The 17,823-nt window shown below is 72.4% G+C and carries 19 protein-coding genes; 6 read left to right on the top strand and 13 right to left on the bottom strand.

Translation table 11 applies throughout. The annotated features are described in order from the left end of the window. Positions 1-7: 7 nt before the first annotated feature. Complete coding sequence (locus tag K6T13_RS06290; protein WP_222897660.1) at positions 8-1,282, bottom strand: class I SAM-dependent methyltransferase; 1,275 nt, start codon at positions 1,280-1,282, stop codon at positions 8-10. Further along, entirely contained in the window at positions 1,279-2,631 is a 1,353-nt protein-coding gene (locus tag K6T13_RS06285; protein WP_249423962.1) for an FAD-binding oxidoreductase, read from the bottom strand. The genes K6T13_RS06290 and K6T13_RS06285 overlap by 4 nt, the downstream gene beginning before the upstream one ends. Before the next feature lie 400 nt (positions 2,632-3,031). Here K6T13_RS06285 and K6T13_RS17580 point away from each other — a divergent pair, with 400 nt between their 5' ends. The 3 genes from K6T13_RS17580 (at position 3,032) to K6T13_RS17570 (ending at position 3,804) form a co-directional block, all read left to right on the top strand. Then, positions 3,032-3,166 carry a hypothetical protein gene (locus K6T13_RS17580; protein ID WP_283247949.1) on the top strand — a complete coding sequence of 45 codons (135 nt, stop codon included), beginning with the start codon at positions 3,032-3,034 and terminating at the stop codon, positions 3,164-3,166. Positions 3,167-3,244: 78 nt separating this feature from the next. Further along, positions 3,245-3,379 (top strand): hypothetical protein, encoded by a 135-nt coding sequence (locus K6T13_RS17575; protein WP_283247949.1) that lies wholly within the window; start codon positions 3,245-3,247, stop codon positions 3,377-3,379. A gap of 290 nt (positions 3,380-3,669) precedes the next feature. Further along, a complete protein-coding gene (locus tag K6T13_RS17570; RefSeq protein ID WP_283247948.1) occupies positions 3,670-3,804 on the top strand; it encodes a hypothetical protein in 135 nt (44 codons plus the stop codon). 103 nt (positions 3,805-3,907) lie between these two features. Here K6T13_RS17570 and K6T13_RS06280 read toward each other — a convergent pair whose 3' ends face one another. The 8 genes from K6T13_RS06280 to K6T13_RS06245 form a co-directional block, all read right to left on the bottom strand. Next, complete coding sequence (locus tag K6T13_RS06280; protein ID WP_222897659.1) at positions 3,908-5,275, bottom strand: helix-turn-helix domain-containing protein; 1,368 nt, start codon at positions 5,273-5,275, stop codon at positions 3,908-3,910. Positions 5,276-5,348: 73 nt separating this feature from the next. Further along, positions 5,349-5,690, bottom strand: coding sequence for a cytidine/deoxycytidylate deaminase family protein (locus K6T13_RS06275; RefSeq protein WP_222897658.1), 342 nt, complete (start codon positions 5,688-5,690; stop codon positions 5,349-5,351). Further along, on the bottom strand, positions 5,683-6,993 hold the full coding sequence (locus tag K6T13_RS06270) for a hemolysin family protein (protein ID WP_222897657.1): 1,311 nt from the start codon (positions 6,991-6,993) through the stop codon (positions 5,683-5,685). The genes K6T13_RS06275 and K6T13_RS06270 overlap by 8 nt, the downstream gene beginning before the upstream one ends. Then, positions 6,990-7,454, bottom strand: coding sequence for an rRNA maturation RNase YbeY (gene ybeY, locus K6T13_RS06265; protein WP_222897656.1), 465 nt, complete (start codon positions 7,452-7,454; stop codon positions 6,990-6,992). Before ybeY ends, K6T13_RS06270 begins: the two co-directional genes overlap by 4 nt. Beyond that, positions 7,451-8,485: a PhoH family protein gene (locus tag K6T13_RS06260; protein WP_222897655.1), complete on the bottom strand. Its 1,035-nt coding sequence runs from the start codon at positions 8,483-8,485 to the stop codon at positions 7,451-7,453. The genes ybeY and K6T13_RS06260 overlap by 4 nt, the downstream gene beginning before the upstream one ends. Before the next feature lie 43 nt (positions 8,486-8,528). Continuing rightward, positions 8,529-9,719, bottom strand: a complete 1,191-nt coding sequence (locus K6T13_RS06255) for a hypothetical protein (protein WP_222897654.1) — start codon at positions 9,717-9,719, stop codon at positions 8,529-8,531. A 5-nt stretch (positions 9,720-9,724) separates the two neighbouring features. After that, positions 9,725-10,072 (bottom strand): histidine triad nucleotide-binding protein, encoded by a 348-nt coding sequence (locus K6T13_RS06250; protein WP_222897653.1) that lies wholly within the window; start codon positions 10,070-10,072, stop codon positions 9,725-9,727. Positions 10,073-10,081: 9 nt separating this feature from the next. Next, positions 10,082-12,169, bottom strand: coding sequence for an ATP-binding protein (locus K6T13_RS06245; RefSeq protein WP_222897652.1), 2,088 nt, complete (start codon positions 12,167-12,169; stop codon positions 10,082-10,084). A gap of 174 nt (positions 12,170-12,343) precedes the next feature. Between K6T13_RS06245 and K6T13_RS06240 the strand changes: the two genes are divergently transcribed. Genes K6T13_RS06240 through K6T13_RS06230 form a run of 3 tightly spaced genes read left to right on the top strand, consistent with a single transcriptional unit; the run spans position 12,344 to position 14,831 of the window. Then, entirely contained in the window at positions 12,344-12,874 is a 531-nt protein-coding gene (locus K6T13_RS06240; protein WP_222897651.1) for a SigE family RNA polymerase sigma factor, read from the top strand. Beyond that, complete coding sequence (locus K6T13_RS06235; RefSeq protein ID WP_222897650.1) at positions 12,871-13,920, top strand: Gmad2 immunoglobulin-like domain-containing protein; 1,050 nt, start codon at positions 12,871-12,873, stop codon at positions 13,918-13,920. The genes K6T13_RS06240 and K6T13_RS06235 overlap by 4 nt, the downstream gene beginning before the upstream one ends. A gap of 20 nt (positions 13,921-13,940) precedes the next feature. Next, positions 13,941-14,831, top strand: coding sequence for a Gmad2 immunoglobulin-like domain-containing protein (locus K6T13_RS06230; protein ID WP_222897649.1), 891 nt, complete (start codon positions 13,941-13,943; stop codon positions 14,829-14,831). A 9-nt stretch (positions 14,832-14,840) separates the two neighbouring features. Here the strand turns inward: K6T13_RS06230 and K6T13_RS06225 are convergent, their stop codons facing one another. The 3 genes from K6T13_RS06225 to hrcA are packed head-to-tail and all read right to left on the bottom strand — an operon-like array spanning position 14,841 to position 17,791. After that, a complete protein-coding gene (locus K6T13_RS06225) occupies positions 14,841-15,581 on the bottom strand; it encodes a 16S rRNA (uracil(1498)-N(3))-methyltransferase (RefSeq protein ID WP_222897648.1) in 741 nt (246 codons plus the stop codon). Between the two features lie 2 nt (positions 15,582-15,583). Next, entirely contained in the window at positions 15,584-16,753 is a 1,170-nt protein-coding gene (dnaJ, locus tag K6T13_RS06220; protein WP_222897647.1) for a molecular chaperone DnaJ, read from the bottom strand. Between the two features lie 33 nt (positions 16,754-16,786). Then, positions 16,787-17,791, bottom strand: a complete 1,005-nt coding sequence (gene hrcA / locus K6T13_RS06215; RefSeq protein ID WP_222897646.1) for a heat-inducible transcriptional repressor HrcA — start codon at positions 17,789-17,791, stop codon at positions 16,787-16,789. Positions 17,792-17,823 lie beyond the last annotated feature (32 nt).

The raw sequence follows: 17,823 nt of genomic DNA, 5'->3' as shown, positions 1-17,823 counted from the left end.
AGGCTAGTCACCACCGCGGTCGGAGCGGGAACCCGTCCTCCCCGACATCGCTGGTGCGGGTGGCCAGCACGTGGTGGAGCTGGATCTGGTTGCGCTCGAAGGCCAGCCGCGACCCCGCCATGTAGAGGCCCCAGACCCGGGCGGTGCCCTCGCCCACCTCCGCGACGCACTCGTCCCAGTGGTCGCGCAGGTTCCGGTTCCAGCCCGCCAGGGTGAGCGCGTAGTGGAGGCGGAAGTTCTCCTCGTGCATGACCTCCAGCCCGACGTCCTGCGCCTCGGTGATGATCCGTCCCGAACCGGTCAGCTCACCGTCGGGAAAGACGTAGCGGTCGAGGAAGGAACCGATCATCTGGCGCCGGTTGTGGGGGCGGGTGATGCAGTGGTTGAGCAGCCGGCCCTGCGGTCGGAGCCGGTCACGCAGGTGCGAGAAGTACGCCGGGTAGTTGCGCACGCCGATGTGCTCGGTGAGGCCGATGGAGCTGACGGCGTCGAAGCCGGTCTCGACGACGTCGCGGTAGTCCAGGTGGCGCACCTCGGCGAGGTCGCTCAACCCTTCGCGGTCGATGGCCTCCTTGGCCCAGGATGCCTGCTGGACCGACAAGGTGACCCCGAGCGCCCTGACGCCGTACTCCCGGGCGGCGTGCCGCACCATGCCGCCCCAGCCGCACCCCACGTCGAGGAGCCGCTGGCCGGCCTGCAGGTTCAGCTTGCGGCAGATCAGGTCGTACTTCTCGGTCTGCGCCTCCTCCAGCGTCGCCTCGCGCGTGGGGAACACGGCGCAGGTGTAGGTCATCGAGGGACCCAGCACCATCTCGTAGAACCGGTTGGAGACGTCGTAGTGGTGCGAGATGACCTCGGCGTCACGACCCTTGGAGTGCCGCAGTCCCTCGACCGCGCGCCGCCACCGCGGCAGCGACTCCTGGGGCGGCGGGGATGGCGGGCGGAGGGTGCCCAGGCCGAGCCCCTTGACGATCGTCACGGCCTCCCGGGCGCTGGGCGTGCGGAACCGGAGGTGGTTCATCAGCACGACCAGCGCGGGATAAGGGTCGCCCGGGTGGACGCCGTGGACGACCAGGTCGCCGGAGACGTAGGCCCGGGCCATGCCGAGGTCGCCGGGCGCCGTCAGGAGGTAGGACAGGCCGCGCTCGTTGAGCAGCTCGAGACCGATGCCGGCGTCACGGGGCCCGGCCGTGCTGCCGTCGTAGGCCTCGAACCGGACTGGCATGCCGTCGCGCAGGAGGGAGGTCACCGCCTCGGCGATCGTCATCCGTGCCGTGGTCATCGTCGCAGCACCGCCTTGTCGTAGAGCGTGGGCAGCCGGTCGTCGGGGTCGTGGCGGCGCTTGACGGCGGCGAGGTGGTCGCCGCCGTAGAGCCGGTCGAAGGTCTCCCGGTCGTAGAAGGCGTCAGAGTAGAGGCTCTTGTGGCCGCCGAGCTCGAGGACCTTCGTCTCGACGGCACGGTTGCGGGGCGCCTCCGGGGCGGTCGGTCCGACGTGGACGGTGCCCCAGAACCCGACGTTGACGTAGCAGCGTCCGGGCTCCAGGGGGTAGGTGGGCCAGTCCCGGCTGGTCACGAGCGGGCACAGCCAGACCGGTCGCATGCCGACCTCGGCGTCGAACCAGGTGAGGAACTCCGGGAGCCCCTCGAGCGGCACCTCGACGTCCTGGATGACCCGTTCGCGCTGTGGCCGGCCGGCCCGACGGTCGAGCCGGTCGGCGACCTGGAAGCGCCGGTCGAGGGCCAGCAGCCGCATGTAGACGTCGGAGCGGCGCCACCGGCGCGGCCACAGCCGACGCAGCACCGGGTGCTGGGCGCCGAAGGCGCGCGAGCACCAGAACCAGTCGGTGTCCCAGCGCCACAGGTAGTCGTGCATGGTCAGCAGGTCGCGGTCGCGCTCCGCCACCGACCGGTAGTAGACCTGCTGCCCGGTGTAGTCGCTGGTGGGACCCGCCTCGTCGCTCCAGGTGGCGAGGGTCAGCCGGTGCCGGTCCGGCGCGAACGAGACCCCGTCGAGCCCGTCGACCCGAACGCCGTCGTGCTCGCCCGTCTCGACCACGAGGCCGATGGTCTTCGCCAGCAGACCGGGGTCGTCCACGTCGAGGTGCCGGAGGGAGACCCGGCCCGGGACCCGCTCGAGCAGGAGCCGCAGCCGGGTCGCGTAGCCGAGGGATCCGTAGGAGTTGGGGAAGGTGTCGAAGAGCTCCTCGCCCGGACGGGTGGTCACCACCTCACCAGCCCCGGTGAACACGTCCATCTCGAGCACCGTCTCGTGGGGCAGCCCGCGCCGAAAGCTCGTGGACTCGATCCCGAGCCCGCTGACGGCACCCCCGACCGTGATCGTGCGCAGCTGCGGAACGACGCACGGGACCAGCCCGTGGGGCAGGGTCGCGGCGACCAGGTCCTCGTAGGTGCACATGCCCTGGACGTCGACCGTCGCGGCCTCGATGTCGAGGGAGACGACCCCGCGGAGGCCCGACACGTCTAGACCACCGGCCAGATTTTGCCGTTGCCGGAACAGGTTCGTCGTGCCCTTGGCGAGTCGTACCTGCTCACCCTGCGGCAGCGCGGCGTAGGAGCGCCGCAGCCGCGACACCGCGAGGTCGTGGAGGTGGGGACCGACCAGGGTCACGGGCACCACGCTACTCCGAAGCGGCGGCCGGAACGGGTGGAAGTCCGGGAACGAGAGAGGCTCCCCGTACCGAGTGCGGGGAGCCTCCGTGCCTGTTGGGCGGCACCGTTGCTCGGCGGGGTTCCGGGGGTGGGTGGCACTCCCGCCAATCAGGCCGGCGTGGGCAAAAGGGGGATTTGCCACCTGCCTGTGACCCCAGTTTACACACCGCCCCGGATTCCGCACCCACTTCCCGGAGATGGTCTATGCCGGGCTCGACCCTCGATTCTGAGCGTGAATCACGCCGGTCGGCGCCCCTGTGACAGGGAAAATCCTGCGCGTGCCCTCTTCCCAATTTGCCTCCGAGTCCCCATCCTGAGCACATCAGGCGCATACCCACCACCAGCACCAGGAGATCGACATGACTCGTCAGGCCAAGCTCGTCATCGCCGCCCTCGTCACCACCCTCGCGGCCACCCTCGGCACCGCCGGCATCGCCACCACCGCCGAGGCCGGCAAGTCCTCCATCACCCGTGGCAACAACTGGTGCTGCTGACCTGACACGCAGGTTCGTCCTCTCTCGGGGCCCGGTTCACCACACGCACGACACCCACCACAGCACCAGGAGATCGACATGACCCGTCAGGCCAAGCTCGTCATCGCCGCCCTCGTCACCACCCTCGCGGCCACCCTCGGCACCGCCGGCATCGCCACCACCGCCGAGGCCGGCAAGTCCTCCATCACCCGTGGCAACAACTGGTGCTGCTAGGACCCGGGTGGCAACGGCTCGGCCGGAGCCGCCTCACGGGGAACAGAAATCACCAGTTTTCCCACGAGCACCACGGCAGCGGACCTAGCATGGCTGGGAGGCAGGGCATCTGATGAGCGCCCTCGCCACGCCGCCACTCTCGGGTGCGCCGGCGTCGCCAGGCCGACGCCGGCAGGACACGACCATCCGCGAGAAGGACACCCACCGGTGCTGCTGACCAGCCGCTGAAGACGGAGCTCTGTCTCGGGTGTCCGTCGGCCACAACCCACCCACACCCTCAGGAGACCGTCATGAACCGCAAGGTCAAGCTCGTCATCGCCGCCCTCGTCACCACCCTGGCGGCCACCCTCGGCACCGCCGGCGTGGCCACCACCGCCGAGGCCGGCAAGTCGTCGAACACCAGGACCAACAACTGGTGCTGCTGACCAGCTGCAGGGCTGTCGACCCACGCAGCCCCTGAGCACACAAGCGGGGCCGGAGGAAGACCTCCGGCCCCGCTTCGTGCGTCCGCAAGGAGGACGCGCGCTCTCAGATCTCCTGCCGCGACTCCACGTCGAGGCGCACCACCGGCCGGCTGCGCAGTCCGGCGGAGGCAGCGGCGCTGCGGTAGGCGGAGCGGGCGGACTCCATGTCGCCGACTCCCTCGAGCAGGCCGGCCAGCTCGAACCACAGCTCGGCCGCCTCGCGGTCGGATCCCACGCCGGTCAGCACCAGCACTGCCTGGCGGTAGGCGTTGCCGGCCTCGGCGAAGTTGCCGCCTCCGCCCCAGGCCTGACCCACCACCGCGAGAGCGTCCGCGGCCAGCATGGGCGCACGTGAACCGACGGCCTCGTTGATCTCCGCGGCGAGCTGGCGCGCCTCGTCGTACTTTCCCTCGAGCAGCAGGGCCCGGGCACGCGAGAGGCTGTGACGCGCGAAGTCGATGGCGCCGCCGCTGGAGGTGTGGAGCTCCACCGCCGCCTTGGCCAGCTGCTCGTGGGCCGCCTCCACGTTGGGGGGGTCGAGCCGCAGCTGCATGTCGGCGAGCTCGGTCCGCAGCCGGGCGAGGTTGCGCCCGTCGCGACCCTCCGACAGGAGGGCGAGCGCGCGCTCGGCGAGGGGGACGGCCTCGCGGATCCGGCCCTGCTTGGTCTCCAGGATGCAGGCGTTCCAGTAGGCGGAGGCCCGGGCCTTGGGTGACTGCAGCGTCTCGGCCTTGTCGATGGCCCGGCGGCAGGTGCGCACCGCCTGGCCCACGTCGCCCCGCTCCGAGTAGGCGGCGGCCAGGGTGACGGCGAGCTGCACGGACTCGTCGGCGCTGTCGAGCGGCGTCCCCGACAGCTTCTCGAGCACCCGCTCCCCGGTCTCGATCGCCAGCCCGAGGTCGCCGGACTCGCGGTAGCAGCGGCTCAGCGCGATGGCGGCCTGGATCTTGAGGATGCCGCCCTCGGGGGCGGTGACCAGCGGCTCGAGCTGCAGGATCGCCTCGTCGATGGCGCCCTGCTGCTCCAGCGTCCGGGCGACCAGGAAGCGCCCGCGCTCCACGAGGTCGTGGAGGGACGCCGACGTCGCGCGGTCGATGGCGTGGCGTGCGCGCGACTCGGCCTCGATGGCCTCGCCGTTCTCGAACGCGAACTCCGCCAGGTCGAGCTCCAGCCGGATCTCGTCGTGCTCGCGCGCGCTGGCGCCGCGCAGCAGCTGGTCGACGGGCAGCCCGAGCCGGGCAGCCAGCCCGGAGAGCACCTCGGCGTTGGGCCGGCGCTGGCCGGACTCGAGGCGTGACACGTAGCCGACGGAGACGAGATCGCCCGCCAGGTCGGTCTGGGTCCAGCCCTTGGCAACACGCGCAGCACGGATACGACCGCCCAGCTCAGCGGGGTCGATCTCCCGGAGAATCGCAGCTTCGACAACGTCCATGGACAGATTGTGACCGAGCGCGGTCGATTTCGGTCAAGGTATCCGTCAACCCGTCGAAGTCTTTACCCGAGGCTCAGGTCCGGAAGGACTCCAGCACCGTGCCCCGGGGCTCGCCGCGGTGCACCGTGACCCCGGCGCCACCGAGCTCGGCGAGCACAGCCCGATCGGCCCGTGGCACCTCATCCTGCTCGGTCAGCACCACCACGGCCTCCACGCCGCGGACACCAGCCGCCACCGCCATGGCGACGCAGGCCCCCACCGCCGAGACGTGCAGCGAGGGCAGGTCGACCGTCGCGCCGGCGTAGGTGCGACCGTCGGCGTCCCGGAGCGCGGCGCCCTCCGCGGCCCCGGCCCGGGTCCGGGTGGCGCGGGCCAGCGTCACCAGCTTCGCGTCCTCGGCGGAAAGGTCACTCATCGAGGTCTCCCTCCCCCGCCTCCGGCACCACCGGCGCGAGTCGTCGGATCAGCACGGTGCCGACCTTGTTGCGTCGACCAGCCGTCTCCTCGGCCTCGAACACCAGGCCGTGGGCCTCGACCGAGGAGCCGGGGATGGGCACCCGCCCGAGGTGCTTGGCCATCAGGCCGCCCACGCTGTCGACGTCCTCCTCGTCGACCTGGAAGCCGAAGAGCTCGTCGAGGTCGTCGACCGGGTATCGGGACGAGACACGGGCGGCCACGCCCTCGTCGAGCACCTCGACGTCGATCTCCTCCTCGTCGTACTCGTCGGTGATCTCGCCCACGATCTCCTCGAGCACGTCCTCGATCGTCACCAGGCCTGCGGTTCCGCCGTACTCGTCGACGACGACGGCGATGTGCTGCCGCATCGACTGCATCTCCGACAGCAGCGCGTCCACGGGCTTGGAGTCCGGCACGTAGATCGCCGGCCGCATCACCTCCTCCACGCGCTGGGTGAACTCGACGTCAGGCGCCTCGAAGTCGCGGCGCACGAGATCCTTGAGGTAGGCGAAGCCCAGGATGTCGTCGAGGTTCTCCCCGGTCACGGGGATCCGGGAGAAGCCGCTGCGCAGGAACAGCGACATGGTCTGCCGCAGGTTCTTGTAGCGCTCGATGTAGACGATGTCGTTGCGCGGGACCATCACCTCGCGGGCGATGGTGTCGCCGAGCTCGAAGACCGAGTGGATCATCTTGCGCTCGCCGGACTCGATGACCGCCGAGGCCTCGGCGAGGTCGACGAGCTCGCGGAGCTCGGTCTCGGTCGCGAACGGTCCCTCCCGGAAGCCCTGCCCGGGAGTCAGCGCGTTGCCGACCATGATCAGCACCCGTGACACGGGGCCCAGCACCCGGGTGGCGGTGGCGAGGGGCGCGGCCGACCAGAGGGCGACCCGTTCCGCGTGCTGGCGGCCCAGGGTGCGTGGCCCGACGCCGATCACGACGAACGACACCACCAGCATGAGCGCGATCGACGAGAGGGCCGCCTTCCAGAAGTCGCCGTCCCACAGGTCCCGCACGAGCTGGGTGACCAGGACCGTCGCCGAGATCTCGCAGAGCAGCCGGAGCAGCAGTGCTGTGTTGAGGTGACGCGTGGCGTCGTCGAGCAGCGCCACGAGCCGGCGGGCACCGGCCCGTCCCTCGGCGGCGAGCTCCTCGGCGCGGGCGCGGGAGTACGACGCCAGCGCGGCGTCGGCGGCGGAGAACACGCCCGCGAGGACCACCAGGGCTGCGGCCGCGCCGAGCAGCCACAGGTCGGAGCCGGTCACCGCTGGTCGCTGCCGCGGGTGCGCCAGCCGGCGAGCAGCTGGTCCTGGAGCCCGAACATCTCGCGGTGCTCCTCGGGCTCGGCGTGGTCGTAGCCGAGCAGGTGGAGGATCCCGTGCACGGTCAGCAGCTCGATCTCGGCCTCGGTGCCGTGCCCGGCCTGCTCACCCTGCCGCTCGGCCACGGCCGGGCAGAGCACCAGGTCGCCGAGCACGCCCTCCTCCGGCTCCGCGTCGACCAGCCCGGGCCGCAGCTCGTCGATCGGGAACGCCAGCACGTCGGTGGGACCCTCCTTCTCCATCCACTGCCCGTTGAGCTGGGCGATGGTCGGCTCGTCGACGGCCTTGATGCAGAGCTCCGCCTGCGGGTGGACCCGCATCTGGTCCATCACGAAGCGCGACAGACCGGCGAGGCGGCGTACGTCGAGACCGTGGCCGGACTCGTCGATGATCTCGATGCTCACCGGCCGCGCCCGTCCCGACCCGCATCGCCCCGGGCGCCGTCGCCGCGGGCGTCGAACTCGTCGTAGGCCGCGACGATCCGGCCGACGAGCTTGTGGCGGACGACGTCGTGGCTGGTCAGCCGGTTGAACACCACGTCCTCCACGCCGGTGAGGATGTCCTCGACGACGCGGAGCCCCGAGCGGGTGCCGCCCGGGAGGTCGATCTGGGTCACGTCACCGGTGACCACGATCTTGGAGCCGAAGCCGAGCCGGGTGAGGAACATCTTCATCTGCTCGGGCGTGGTGTTCTGGGCCTCGTCGAGGATCACGAACGCGTCGTTGAGGGTGCGGCCCCTCATGTAGGCCAGCGGCGCCACCTCGATCGTCCCCGCCGCGAGCAGCTTGGGGATCGAGTCGGGGTCGATCATGTCGTGGAGGGCGTCGTAGAGCGGCCGCAGGTAGGGGTCGATCTTCTCGCTGAGCGTGCCCGGCAGGAAGCCCAGCCGCTCCCCCGCCTCGACCGCGGGGCGGGTCAGGATGATCCGGTTGACGTCCTTGCCCTGGAGCGCCTGCACCGCCTTGGCCATCGCCAGGTAGGTCTTGCCGGTGCCGGCCGGGCCGATGCCGAAGGTGATCGTGTGCTTGTCGATGGAGTCGACGTAGCGCTTCTGGTTGAGCGTCTTGGGCCGGATGGAGCGCCCGCGGTTGGACAGGATGTTGAGCGAGAGCACGTCGGCGGGCCGCTCGGTGGTCTCGGCGCGCAGCATCGCGAGCACCCGCTCGACCGTCTCGGTGCTGAGGCCCTGGCCGGTGCGGATGATGGTCACGAGCTCGTCGAGGAGCCGCTCGGCGAGGGCGACCTCACCGGGCTCGCCGTGCAGCGTGATGCGGTTGCCGCGCACGTGGACCTCGGCGTCGAAGGCGCGCTCGAGCAGCGCGAGGTGCTCGTCGCCGGGCCCGAGCAGGCTGACCATGTCGATGCTGTTGGGGACGACCACGGTGTGGTGGGTGCTGGTGGCGCCACGTCCGGGCGTGTTCTGGGTGTCAGTCATGGGGCTTCCATGCTACGCACGCGGGCGGGGTGGATCCCACTCGTCACGGGCGGGTGACCTGCAGGATGCCGAGACACATCTCGTCGGTGGTCCCCTCGCCCCACAGCACGTAGCGCTCGTCCTGCCCCTCGAAGGCCGGCAACCGGTCGCGCAGCCACTGGACGTGACGGCAGGTGACCGTGACCTGGTCGAAGGCGGAGAGCCTCACCGGCTCGGTCGGACGAGCACCCTGGTCGTCGAAGTCCCAGACGGGGATGTCGAGCAGGGTCCGGGCCCGGTCGGTGCCGGCGTTCGTCTCGATGGTGATGCTGCGTCCGAGCAGGTGCATGTGGCCCGCCACCCCGTGGACGGTCATCGGCTCCGACAGCGTGCGGGTGCAGGACTGGGTGTTGCCGGGGCGCGGCTTCGAGCCGCACAGGAGGTGGAGCAGGTTGGCGGTCGCCCCCGCCCGGGGGCCGAAACGCTCCTGGACGTCGGCGAGGGCCGCGTCGCGGTCACAGAGCGGCGAGCCACGGTGGCCCTTCCGGCAGGGCAGCTCGACGGGGCCGGGCAGGAGCATGGTGCCCAGGCCGGTGATGTCCGCGTCGCCCGGTGCCAGCCGGAGCTGGGTCGCCGAGGCGTCGGGTTCGTCGCCGGCCAGCAGGTTGTAGTGCACCTGCATCACGATCTGGCTGCCGGCCTCGAGCGGTACGCCGAGCCCGCGGCGGTGCACCGACTCCTCACCACCCGGTGCCCACGCGCCCAGCCAGCCGGCGTCGTCGACGTCGGTGACGTCGTCGACCCCGGTGCCGCCGAAGCAGGTCCAGCCCGGCCCGTCGTCGAGGTCGTCACGCGTCCGGGCCCGCTCGACCTGCTCGGGCGGGACCCGGAACAGGATCACGTGGTGGACCACCTCGCGGTTGCCCGGGATGACGTGGGTGCCGGTCAGGTAGCTGTCCTGGCGCAGGCGGGGGTCGAGCAGGAAGCAGCGGTAGTCGTCGGACCCCGCCCCGTGGGGGGCGCTCGGGGTGTAGGCGGCAGGCATCCGGAGGGTGAGCCGGCGCTCGCCCTCGCGCAGCGGGCGCGAGTCACCCTCCGGGATGTCGGCGTGGTGGACCTCGGGGGGCTCGGCCTCCGCGGTCGCGGGCGGGGTGGGCTCGTCCTGGGAGGCCCGCGGCGCGGGCCCCTCGGCCGCGCAGCCGGTCAGGAGCAGCGCACCCAGCGCGGTCGCCACCAGCAGCCTGCGGGTCCCCACGATCCTCACCCGGGCGGCCAGCTGAAGGCGCGACCCCCGAGGACGTGCAAGTGGGTGTGGAAGACGCTCTGGCCCGCCTCGGCGCCGGTGTTGAGCACGAGGCGGTAGTCGCTGACCCCCTCCTGACGGGCCACCTCGGCGCCGGCCGAGACCAGTGCGCCCAGAAGGGCCGGGTCGTCAGCCGCGGTGGCGGCGGCATCGGGAGCGTGGGCCCGCGGCACCACCAGGACGTGGGTGGGCGCCACGGGTTGGAGGTCGCGGAAGGCGACGACCTCGTCGGTCGAGAGGACGACGTCACCGGGGATCTCCCCCGACACGATCTTGCAGAAGACGCAGTCCTCGTCGCCGGTCATGCCACCAGCCTAGGAGACGAGCGGAGCACCCTGCTCCCATGCCGGTTCGCGAGCCGCGTCGTCGAGCCGGCACGGCAGCTCGACGGCAAAGGTGGAGCCGCGCCCGACCGCGCTGTCGACGGTGATCGAGCCGCCGTGCACCGCGACGATCGCCTGCACGATCGTGAGGCCGAGTCCAGACCCCTGGATCTGGCGTGTCTCCGCCTCGAAGGTCCGGAAGAAGCGGCTGAACAGGCGCTCCTGGTCGGTCTCGGAGATGCCCAGACCGTTGTCGCTCACCACGAAGCGGCTGGTGGTGCCGTTGGAGCGGAGCGAGATCATGATCCGCCCGCCGTCGGGGGTGAACTTGACCGCGTTGCTCATGAGGTTGGTGATGACCTGCTCGATCATGCGCGGGTCGCACTCGGTGGTCACCGGGGAGGGTGGCACCCGCAGCGAGACGTCGAGGCGACGGTCGCCGAGGCGGGTGCGGAGGTCGTCGTAGGCACCGGTGACCAGGTCGCGGAGGTCGACGACCTCGGGGACCAGCTCGAGGTCGTGCGACTCGACCCGCGACAGGGTCAGCAGGTCCTGGATCAGCACGAGCATCCGGTTGCCGTTGCGGTCGATCCGGTCGAGGAAGTCGAGCAGCGCCCGGGCGTTCGGGTGGTCGGCGAGGGCGTCCTGCAGCATCTCGGTGTAGCCGATGATGCTCGCCATCGGGGTCCGCAGCTCGTGGCTCACGGTCGCGACGAACTGGTCCTTGACCCCGTCGACGGCCTTGAGCCGCTCGACCGCCTCCTGCTCGTGGGCCAGCGCCGTCTGCAGCGCCTGCTCGGCCTGCACGCGCTCGGTGACGTCCCGCGCCGCACACAGGTAGCCGGTGATCGTCCCGTGCTCGGTCTGGATCGGCGAGATCGTCATCGACAGCAGTCGCCGCTCGCCGTCCTTGCGCAGGTAGGTCCAGTCCATCGGCTCGGACTTCCCGGACCAGATCAGGGCCCGGCAGACCTGGCCGAAGTCGGCCTCCGTGCGGAGGGCGAGCGCCCAGTTGGCCAGCTCCTGGGGATCGAGGAAGACCGCCGGCGACTTCCCGACGACCTCGTCCTCGTCGTAGCCGAGGATGGTCTTGGCGCCCGTGTTGAACAGGGTGATCCTGCCCTGCGGGTCGGTGGCGATGATGACGGTCGAGCCGGCCGACTCCAGGACGTCGTTGAGCATGGAGCGCTGGGCGGAGAAGGCCTGCTGCTCGGCGTACTGGTCGGCCATCATCACGCTCAGCGGCAGCGCGCAGAGCGCGCACGCGGTGACGAACCCGAAGCCGACCGTCAGGGCACGCTCGGGGCTGAACCCGGAGTCGGTGACCAGCGCGTGGATCGGGCCGTAGCCGTAGGCCGTCGCGGAGATCGCGACGGTGGCGACCACGGCGTTGTGGACGACCGTCTCCCACATCGCGCTCCGGAAGGCCAGCCAGGCCAGCAGGGTGATCACCCCGAACATCAGCTCCGGGCGGCCACCGGGCAGGAACACCAGCAGCACCGCCGTCGGCAGGCCGATCCAGTAGGCCACGGCCTCGGGGACCGACGCCGCCCGGGGGCGCGTGGCGAGCCTGAGGAAGGGCGGCAGCCCCGCGAGAGCTCCCGCGATCCCGGCGCCGGCGACCACGAACAGCTGTCGCGCGTCCAGGGGCTCACCGAAGAAGGCGACGAAGAGACCGAGGGCGGCGAGCCGCCACACGTTGGCGGCCAGGACGCCGCCCATGACCAGGATCGCCTCCGGGAAGGAGCGCAGGCCCGCCGGCTCGTCGCGCCCGCGCGAGGCGATCCGGGCGAGGAGCCACGCCTCGCCCGTGGCGGCGAGCGCGAGGCCCGTGGCCCAGACCCACCCCTGGTCGGCCCACAGCCCGACCCCGAGGACCAGCGCACCGACGGCGAGGGCGCCCCAGTCGCGGTCACGGGCGACACCGGTGGCCAGCAGGATGCCGGCACCCAGCACGCCCGTCGGGAACACCAGGGCGACGTCGAGGTCGAGGCGCGTCCCCTCGGCGAGCGAGAAGGCGTAGAAGACCCCGAGGAGCGCGAGCGCTGGCAGCAGGAGCAGCCGCCGTCGTTGCCGCATGCGTCTTCTCCTCTCCGGCGGGTGTCTCCGGGAGCCGAGTGGTGGTGGGCCAACGGTAGGCCGCCGAGCCTCCCCGTGTACGGCGAATCGCCCAGCGCGCCGTGTCAACCCCGCCGCCTGCTCGCGCGTGCCACTAGCGTGCTGACGCATGCAGACCCAGCCCCCTGGCGGGCCGTGACCGGCGAGACGGCGTGGGACGCCGACACCGCCCTGGAGCAGCTGTACGCCGCTCACTGGCGGTCGCTGGTCCGGCTCGCGGTGCTGCTGGTGCATGACGTCGGCCTGGCCGAGGAGATCGTGCAGGACGCGTTCGTGGCCGTGCACTCCCGGTGGCGGCGGCTGCGGGACCCCGACCGTGGCCTCGCCTACCTGCGCCAGACGGTCGTCAACCGCTCCCGCTCCGCCCTGCGACACCGGGCCGTCGTCGCCCGCCACGCCGCCGCCCAGCGCGGGGTCACCGACCCCGTGCCGGGCGCCGACGACTCGGCCCTCGTCCGCGATCGTCGCGAGGCCGTGCTGGCGGCCCTGCGCTCGCTCCCCGGTCGGCAGCGCGAGGTGATGGCCCTGCGCTACTACGCCGAGCTGTCCGAGGCCGAGATCGCCGACGCGCTCGGCATCAGCCGCGGCGCGGTCAAGAGCCATGCGTCCCGCGGGGCGGCGGCCCTGCGCGAACGCCTCTCCGACTACCTGGAGGACCGGCCATGAGCCCCCACGACGACCGCTGGTCCGACCCCGGGATCGACCGGGAGCTCTCCCGCCTGATCTCCGAGGCCGTCGACGACGTCGAGCCCACCGACCGGTTCGAGGAGCTGCGGGCCCTCACCGCGCCGACGCCACGGCGTCCGTGGCTGCTGGCCACCGGTGGCGCGATGGTCGCCGCCGCTGCTGTGGTGACGGCGATCGCCCTCGTGAGCGGCGACCGGTTGACGAGCGAGGAGCCCGGGCCGGCCGGATCGCCCTCCGGCGAGGTGTCGGCGACCGAGGACTCCGGCGCTCCCGACCCCACCGACCCCGCAGGCACCGCCGTCGGCGTCTACTACCTCGGCGACACCCCGACCGGGGTCCGCCTCTACCGGGAGTTCCGGCAGGGCCTCGGCGACCCGCTCACGGCAGCCGTGGAGCTGCTGTCGACGGTTCCCCAGGACCCCGACTACCGCACGGCGTGGCGGGCCGACCAGCTGCGCTCGGCGGCCTACGACGGCAGCGGTGCCGACGGCGAGATCACCGTCGAGGTCGACCCCGCGGTGAGTGACCTCCCCGAGGGCCTCGACGAGACCGAGGCCCGGCTCGCCGTGGACCAGGTCGTCCGCACGCTGCAGGGCGCCGTGCAGGCCCGCGCCCCCGTCCGCTTCGTGGCCGACGGCGAGCCGGTCGACCGGGTGCTCGGCGTACCGACGTCGGAGCCGGTGACCGCCGGACCCGCGCTCGAGACGCTGGCCCTGGTCAACCTGACCACGCCCGCCGAGGGCGTCACCGTCAGCGGCGACGTCCTGCCGGTCGAGGGAGTGGCGAACTCGTTCGAGGCGAACGTCCTCTGGGCTGTCGAGTCCGCGGACGGACGGGCCCTCGAGCCCGGCTTCTTCACGGCCGAGGGCTGGATGGGCGACCGGCTCTTCCCGTTCTCCGGGGAGATCGACATCTCCTCACTCACCCCCGGCACCTACACGCTGACCGTCCAGACCGACGACCCGACCGGAGGTGCGGAGGGGCCCGGCGCCTACTCCGACACCCGGACCGTCGTCATCGAGTGAAAGGCACCACCATGACCGCCATGACACTGCGCACCACCGTCGCCGCCGCCCTGCTCGTGCTGCTGGCCGGCTGCGCCGAGGACCCCACGCCCGTCGCCGAGGACCCGGCCGACCGGACCCCGGCCGGGCAGGAGCCCGACGACTCACCCGTCGCCGACCCCTCCGGGTCGGAGGACGCGGCCCCGGAGGAGCGGACCGCCGCGGTCTACTACATCGGCGACACCGAGCGCGCCGGTCCGCGCCTCTACCGCGAGTTCCAGCGGGCGGCCGGCGAGCCGCTCGAGGCCGCCGTCACGCTGCTGCAGAGCACCCCGCTGGACCCCGACTACCGCACCGCGTGGCAGGAGGCAGAGCTCCGGTCCGCCTCCTACGACGGCGAGGTCGTGTCGGTCGTCGTGGACCCGACGGCGCGCAACCGCCCCGAGGGGATGTCGCAGGCCGAGGCCCGCGCCGCCGTCGAGCAGGTCATCTACACCGTGCAGGCGGCCGTGCAGGAGCGGGCCCCGGTGCAGTTCCGCACCACCGACAACCCGATCGACCAGGTGTTCGGCGTACCCACCTCCGAGCCCCTCGCGCAGGGCTCGATGCTCCGGGTGCTCTCCCACGTCAGCATCACCACCCCCGAGCAGGGTGCGGTGGTCGACGGCGGGACGCTCGAGGTGACTGGCGTCGGCAACAGCTTCGAGGCCAACCTCGGGTGGGAGGTGCGCCGCGGTGACGCGGTCGTCAAGGAGGGCTTCGCCACCATGGCGGGCTGGATGGGCGACCGGCTGTTCCCGTTCGAGGTCGAGGTGGACGTCAGCGACCTCGCTCCCGGGGACTACACGATCTGGGTCACCACGGACGACCCCACCGGTGGCACCGAGGGCGTCGGCGCCATGACCGACGACAAGAAGTTCCGCGTCGGCTGAGTCGTGGGCTCAGGCCCAGCGGGCGGTCCGCGAGAGCAACGCCGCCGCCGCGGCCACCCCGGCCGTCGAGGTCCGCAGCACCTCGGTGCCCAACCGCACCGGACGGGCCCCGGCGGCCGCGAGGCTCGCCACCTCCTCGTCGGTCAGCCCGCCCTCCGGGCCGACCACCAGCACGATCCGGCCCCGCTCGGGCACCGCTCGCCCCGCCAGCGGCTCGGTGGCCGCCTCGTGCAGCACGTACGCCGCTGCGGCGCCCTCCACCAGCGAGACCACCTCGGGGGTGCGGGCCAGCGGGTCGACCTCGGCCGACCACACCCGACGGGCCTGCTTGCCGGCCTCCCGCGCGGTCGCCCGCCACCGGCCCAGGGACTTCTCGGCCCGCTCGCCCTTCCAGACCGCCACGCAGCGCGCCGCGGCCCAGGGCACGATCCGGGCGACGCCGACCTCGGTGAGCACCTCGACGGCGAGCTCGCCGCGGTCACCCTTGGGGAGCGCCTGGACCACCACGAGCTCCGGTTCGGGCGCCTGCTCCCGGCGTACGTCGGCCACCCGGACCGAGAACGCCCGCTTGCCGACCTCCTCGACCGCCCCGGTCACCGCGGTGCCACGGCCGTCGGTCAGCACCACCTGCTCCCCCACGCGCAACCGGCGCACGGCGACGGCGTGGTGGGCCTCGTCGCCGGTCACCTCGACCACCGACCCGGCTGCGACCCCGTCGGGCAGGGGCGCGAGGTGCACGGGCAGCGACATCGTCAGTGGGTGTTGAAGGCGTCGCGCAGCCGGCCGAAGACCGACTTCTGCGAGGGCCGCACCTGCCCGCTCGGCTGCTCCTCGCCGCGGATCGCTGCCAGCTCGCGCAGCAGCTCCTCCTGGCGCGGGTCGAGCCGGGTCGGGGTCTCCACGACCAGGTGGACCACCAGGTCGCCCCGCCCCCCGCGCAGCCCGGGGACGCCGCGGCCGCGCAGCACCTGCTCGGAGCCGGACTGGGTGCCGGCCCGCACCTCGAGCTCGAACTCCGTCTCGACCTCGGTGTCGTCGGGGTCGGCGACCAGGTCGGCCTCGAGCGTCGGCAGCGTCAGGGTGGTCCCGAGCGCAGCCGCGGTCATCGGCACCGTGACGGTGCAGTGCAGGTCGTCGCCCTGCCGGGTGAAGGTCTCGTGCGGGGCCACCCCGATTTCGACGTAGAGGTCGCCGGGCGGGCCTCCGCCCGGGCCGACCTCGCCCTGCTCGGTGAGCTGCACCCGGGTGCCGGTGTCCACCCCGGCGGGGATCTTGACGGTGAGGGTGCGACGTGAGCGCACCCGGCCGTCGCCGGAGCACTCCCGGCAGGGGTCGGGGATGACCGTGCCGAAGCCGCGGCAGGCCGCGCAGGGCCGCAGCGTGCGGACCTCACCGAGGAAGGACCGCTGCACGTGGGCGACCTCGCCGGCACCCCGGCACGTCTCACAGGTCACGGGCTTGCTGCCCGGAGCGGCCCCCTCGCCGTGGCAGGTGCCGCAGACGACGGCCGTGTCGACCTTGAGCTCGCGGGTCACGCCGAAGGCCGCCTCCGCGAGGTCGACCTCGATCCGGATCAGCGCGTCCTGCCCACGACGCACCCGCGACCGGGGCCCGCGACCCTGGGTCGGGCCCGCACCGCCGCCGAAGAAGGCGTCCATGATGTCGGTGAAGGAGAAGCCCGCGCCCTGGCCGAAGCCGCCGACCCCGCCGAAGGGGTCGCCGCCCCGGTCGTACGCCGCCCGCTTCTGCGGGTCCGACAACACCTCGTAGGCGCGCGAGATCTCCTTGAAGCGCTCCTGCGACGCCGGGTCGGGATTGACGTCGGGGTGGTACTGGCGCGCGAGCTTGCGGTAGGCCTTCTTGATGGCGTCGCCGTCGGCGTCGCGGTCGACACCCAGGAGGTCGTAGGGGTCCTGGCTCAAGAACTGCTTCCTTCTGGTCGGAGGTGGTGGCCCTCAGGCCTCGTCGAGGATCCGGGACACGTAGCGGGCCACGGCCCGGACCGCGGCCATCGTGCCGGGGTAGTCCATGCGGGTGGGGCCCACGATCCCGAGGGTCGCGAGCGCCTCGTCGCCGGGCCCGTAGCCGGTGGCGACGACCGACGTCGTCGACAGCTCCTGGTAGGGGCCCTCGTGACCGATCCGGACGGTCACGGTGTCGCCGGTGACCTCGCCGAGCAGCTTGAGCAGGACGACGTGCTCCTCGAGCGCCTCGAGGAGCGGGCGGACGTCGGACTCGAAGCTGGTCCCGAAGCGGGCCAGGTTGGCGGCGCCGCCGACGACGATCCGCTCGTCGGAGCGGTGGTCGGTCATGGCCTCGGCGAGCGCCTCGGCCAGGGACGCGGTCGTCGGCTGCTCGACCGCGAGCTGGCCGAGGGAGGTGACGGCCTCGGCGATCACGGCGCCGGCGGCCGCCCGGTTGACGGCGTTGCGCAGGTCGGCGAGCGAGTCGTCGGTGAGCGGGGCGCTCACCTCGACGATGCGCTGCTCGACCCGCCCGGTGCTGAGGATGAGCACGGCCAGGACCCGCGTGGGGGCCAGGGCCACGAGCTCGACGTGGCGGACCGTGCTGCGGCTCAGGGTGGGGTACTGGACGACGGCGACCTGCCGGGTGAGCTGCGCGAGCAGCCGCACCGAGCGGTTGACGACGTCGTCGAGGTCGACCGCGCCGTCGAGGATGGTGGCGATCGCGCGGCGCTCGGCCGGGGTCATCGGCTTGATCGCGGTGAGCCGGTCGACGAAGAGCCGGTAGCCCTTGTCGGTCGGCACCCGGCCGGCGCTGGTGTGGGGCTGCGTGATGTAGCCCTCCTCCTCGAGCGCGGCCATGTCGTTGCGGACCGTCGCCGGGGAGACACCGAGCCGGTGGCGCTCCACCAGTGCCTTCGAGCCGACTGGCTCCTCGGTGGCCACGTAGTCCTCGACGATCGCGCGGAGGACGGCGAGACGACGATCGTCCTGCACGCCGACACCTCCTCACGCTCTCGACCGGCAGC

Origin of the sequence: Nocardioides coralli (assembly GCF_019880385.1) — a bacterium.
Taxonomy (GTDB): Bacteria; Actinomycetota; Actinomycetes; order Propionibacteriales; family Nocardioidaceae; genus Nocardioides; species Nocardioides coralli.
The sequence above is the reverse complement of the archived record's forward strand: the minus strand, read 5'-3'. Positions and strand labels throughout refer to the sequence as shown.